Source organism: Embleya sp. NPDC001921, assembly GCF_053594475.1.
In genome coordinates, this window is record NZ_JBSFEO010000133.1 from 1 (window position 1) to 4,091 (window position 4,091).

The window sequence follows — 4,091 nt, forward strand, 5'->3', positions numbered from 1 at the left end:
CCGGGTCCGAAAACGCGGACGGCGCAAGGCCGCACCGGGTCCCGCACCCGGGTCGCCTCGGGATCAGTCCGCGCGACCGCCGCACTCCCCCGCCCACGGGTGGGTCAGTTCCTGGCAGCGTCGCCAGAACCAGGCGCGGTCCGGCCGGCTCTCCCGGGTGGCCGCGCGGTAGTGGGTCGGTCGCGGGGCCCGGTCCTGCCAGAACAGGCCGGTACTGAGGCCCGGTTCGTGGGCCGCGCACAGCCAGACGGCGGTGTCCGCGCCCTGCGCCGGAGTGCGCAGCAGCGGCGCGGTGAGCCGGCGGAAGTTCGGCATCGAGGTGCGCAGGCCCGGGGTGTCCACCCAGCCGGGGTGGGTGGCGTGCACGACCGGGCCGCCGGTGCCCAGGTGCTCGGCCCACAACTCGGCCAGCACCACCTGCATGCGCTTGGTCCGCGCGTACGCGACGGCCGCCTTGTACGGACCGCGCTGGTACTCGATGTCGTCCACCGGCAGCCGCTGGCTGTACATCCCGCCCGAACTCATCCACACCACCCGGGCGCAGGACGCGGGGTCGGCGGCCACGAGTCGGCTGAGCAGATGCGGTCCGAGCACGTGCACGGCCAGCGACGACTCGTGCCCCTCGGCGGTCTCGGTGCGCTCCCCGGGCATCGTGCCGGCGTTGTGCACCAGGGCGTGCAGCGGGCCGTGCTCGGTGCGCAGGCCCTTCGCGAACCGGGCCACGTCCGGCAGGCTGCCCACGTCGCAGCGCCGCACGGTCACCTCGGCGCCCGGCACCAGCTCCACCACCCGCCGGCGGGCCGCCTCGGCGCGCGCCTCGTCCCGGCCCACCAGGACCACGGTCGCGCCGAGCCGGGCCAGGCCGGTCACGGCCGCCTCGCCGATGCCCGACGACGCCCCGGTCACCACCACGGTCCGCCCCTTGAGCGCGGCCGGCTCGGGGTCGGCGGGAAACCCGGCCCGCCGGCGCACCCGGTACCCGAACCGGCTGTATCCGGGCACGACCGCCCGGTCCATCGCCCGCTCCCAGAACCGACTCTCCGTCATCGCACGCCCACCTCCGTCGTCGTGGTCACGCGGAGACAATGCCCGGAACGCGCCTTTCACACCTTTCCCGGCCCATCGCACATCCGGCGCACGCCGGCTCCGGCCGGGACACGAGCACGAAAAAGACCGCCCCCCGGACGGATCCGGGAGGCGGTCTTGTCTGTGGAGCTACGGAGAATTGAACTCCGGACCTCTTGCATGCCATGCAAGCGCTCTACCAACTGAGCTACAGCCCCGCTATTCAACTGGGCCGGCGGGCTCACCCGCTCGACCACGAGTACTTTACACGCTCCCCCGCGCCGCATCCAAACGCCTTTCCCCGGCGCCGTTCGCGCGGCACCCGGGACTCGCGGAGCGCCTCCGCGAGTCCCGGCGCGGACTCAGAAGCTGCCGGCGGGCCGGGTCATCCCGGCCATCGCGCCGCCGTCGACGACCAGCTCGGTACCGGTCAGGTAGGACGCCGCGTCCGAGGCCACGAAGGCCACCACCTCGGCGACCTCCTCCGGCGCGGCGATCCGGCGCAGCGGCACGGACGGGAATCTGCCCGGCCCCCGCTCCAGGCCGACCGCGGCGATCATCGGGGTGTCGATCGTGCCCGGGTGCACCGAGTTGACCCGGATCCCGTGCTCGCCGACCTCCAGCGCGACCGTCTTGGATAGGCCGCGTACGGCCCACTTGGTCGCGCCGTAGGCCGCGTGTCCCGGCATGCCCTCCAGGCCGGCCTGCGAGGAGATGTTGACGATCGAGCCGCCGCCGCGCTCCTTCATCGCGGGCAGCACCGCCTGCATCCCGTGCCACACGCCGAAGAAGTTGACCTGGAGGATGCGCTCGACCCGCTCGGGCGTCTCGTCCGCGAAGCCCCTGGTCCAGTAGATCGCGGCGTTGTTGACCAGGATGTCCGGGCCGCCGAACTCGGCGACGGCGACGGCGACCACCTCGGCCCAGTCCGCCGGATCCGACACGTCGTGCCGGACGAAGCGCGCGGCCTCGCCCAGCTCCGCGGCGAGCTTCGCGCCCTCCTCCGCCAACAGGTCGGTGAGCACGACCCGGGCGCCGCTCGCGACGAACAGCCGGGCCTCGGCCGCGCCCTGGCCGCGGGCGGCGCCGGTGATTATCGCGACCTTGCCGGTCAGATCCGCCATGGTTGGTCACCTTTCCTCGATCGGTGTGAACGCTTCGACCCGACGACCCGCATCCCGGTCAGCCGCCCATGACGTACTTGACCGTCGGCCCGGTGGTCCAGCCGCCGTCCACGGCCAGCTCCGCGCCGGTCACGTAGGAGGCGGCGTCGGAGAGCAGGAAGGCAACCGCGGAGCCGATCTCGCTCGGCTCCCCGACCCGGCCCATCGGGGTGTTCGGATAGTTGCCCTCGCCCTGCCGAATGCCCACGGACGAGGTCATCGGCGTGTAGACCATGCCGGGATGCACCGAGTTGACCCGGATCCCGGATCCGCCCAGCTCGACCGCGGCGACCTTGCTCATGCCGCGCACGGCCCACTTGGACGCGCCGTAGGAGCCGGTCATCGCCAGGCCCATCAGGCCGGCCGCGGAGGAGATGTTGACGATCGAGCCGCCACCGCCCGCCTTGAGGTGCGGGATGACCGCCTGCATGCCCAGCCAGACGCCGGTCAGGTTGACCTTGATCACGAACTCGAAGTGTTCGAGCGTCTCGGTGTCGAACATCGCGCCGGTGGCCACGCCGGCGTTGTTGACCAGCCCGTCGACCCGGCCGAACTCGGCGATCGTGAAGTCCACGACGGTCTTCCACTGCTCTTCGCTGGTCACGTCGTGCGAGTGGAAGCGCGCGTTCGCACCCATCGCGGCGGCGGTGTCGGCGCCCTCGTCCAGCAGGTCGGAGATGACCACCCGCCCGCCGCCGGCGACGATCTGCTCGGCCGCGGCGGCACCCAGGCCGCGGGCGCCGCCGGTGACGATGACGACCTTGTCGGTCAGGTTGGGGCCCTGGAGTTCAGCCATGATGCGTTCCTTCGATCTGTGCCTGCCGACTGCTCGGCTCGCAATTTGCATAGTACAACTAAGCAAATCGAACAACAAACGAACGGTTGCCGATCGGTCGCCGCGCGGTGCGGCCGCTACCCCCGGACCGGGGGCACGATGCCCGCCGTCGAGCCCCCGTCGATGACGAACTCGGTTCCGGTGATCCACGAGGACTCGTCCGACGCGAGGAACACCACCAACGCGCCGATGTCCTCCGGCTCGCCGACCCGACGCAGCGGCACGGTGGGGAAGTTGCCCGCGCCGCGGGTGAAGCGGTTGCCGACCATCGGGGTGTCCACCGCGCCCGGATGCACCGAGTTGACCCGGATCCCGTACTCGCCCAACTCCAGCGCGGCGGTCTTGGTCAGCCCGCGGATCGCCCACTTGGAGGACCCGTAGGCCGCGTGCCCCGGGATGCCCTGGAGCCCGGCGAGCGAGGAGATGTTCACGATCGAGCCGCCGCCGTTCGCGCGCATCGACGGAGCCACCGCCTGGATGCCGTGGAACGTCCCGAACAGGTTGACCTTGAGGATGCGGTCCAGCCCTTCGGGCGTCTCCTCCAGGATCGGCTTGGTCCACATGATGCCCGCGTTGTTGACCAGGACGTGCACCCCGCCGAACTCGCGCACGGCGACCTCGACGACCGCCGCCCAGTCCCCCGCGTCCGACACGTCGTGCCGCACGAACCGCGCGGCGTCCCCGATCCCGGCGGCGACCGCGGCCCCCTCGTCCTCCAGCAGGTCGGTCAGCACCACCTTCGCCCCACGCCCGGCCAACAGCCGCGCCTCGGCCTCCCCCTGCCCCCGCGCCGCCCCGGTGACAATCGCCACCTTGCCCGTCAGATCACCCACACCAACCACCTCCACGACTTCCGCCCCAACCCCGACCATGCCCACACCACCCGCGCCCCCAGCCTCCACCCGACGCCCGCCCCCGGCGCGTCAGCGCCCCCGCCCCAGCCCCACCCCAGTGATCGACGCGCGAAGCGCGGAGAGCGGCGGAGCCGCAGAAGTTGGGCTTCGTGGCCCGGAGCGAAGCGCAGGGAC

4 protein-coding genes and 1 tRNA gene are annotated in these 4,091 nt (G+C 72.3%); all 5 read right to left on the reverse strand.

The window, feature by feature from the left end; translation table 11 throughout:
- Positions 1-63: 63 nt before the first annotated feature.
- Entirely contained in the window at positions 64-1,047 is a 984-nt protein-coding gene (locus ACWCPW_RS51675) for an SDR family NAD(P)-dependent oxidoreductase (protein WP_449768630.1), read from the reverse strand.
- A 163-nt stretch (positions 1,048-1,210) separates the two neighbouring features.
- A tRNA-Ala gene (locus ACWCPW_RS51680) sits at positions 1,211-1,283 on the reverse strand.
- A 144-nt stretch (positions 1,284-1,427) separates the two neighbouring features.
- Positions 1,428-2,189 carry an SDR family NAD(P)-dependent oxidoreductase gene (locus tag ACWCPW_RS51685; RefSeq protein ID WP_449768631.1) on the reverse strand — a complete coding sequence of 254 codons (762 nt, stop codon included), beginning with the start codon at positions 2,187-2,189 and terminating at the stop codon, positions 1,428-1,430.
- Between the two features lie 58 nt (positions 2,190-2,247).
- Positions 2,248-3,024: a glucose 1-dehydrogenase gene (locus ACWCPW_RS51690; protein WP_449768632.1), complete on the reverse strand. Its 777-nt coding sequence runs from the start codon at positions 3,022-3,024 to the stop codon at positions 2,248-2,250.
- Positions 3,025-3,140: 116 nt separating this feature from the next.
- On the reverse strand, positions 3,141-3,896 hold the full coding sequence (locus tag ACWCPW_RS51695) for a glucose 1-dehydrogenase (RefSeq protein ID WP_449768633.1): 756 nt from the start codon (positions 3,894-3,896) through the stop codon (positions 3,141-3,143).
- Positions 3,897-4,091 lie beyond the last annotated feature (195 nt).

Coding starts and splice junctions, on each gene's coding strand:
- ACWCPW_RS51675 (WP_449768630.1), bottom strand. CDS start 1,047: ATGACGGAGAGTCGGTTCTGGGAGCGGGCGATGGACCGGGCGGTCGTG.
- ACWCPW_RS51685 (WP_449768631.1), bottom strand. CDS start 2,189: ATGGCGGATCTGACCGGCAAGGTCGCGATAATCACCGGCGCCGCCCGC.
- ACWCPW_RS51690 (WP_449768632.1), bottom strand. CDS start 3,024: ATGGCTGAACTCCAGGGCCCCAACCTGACCGACAAGGTCGTCATCGTC.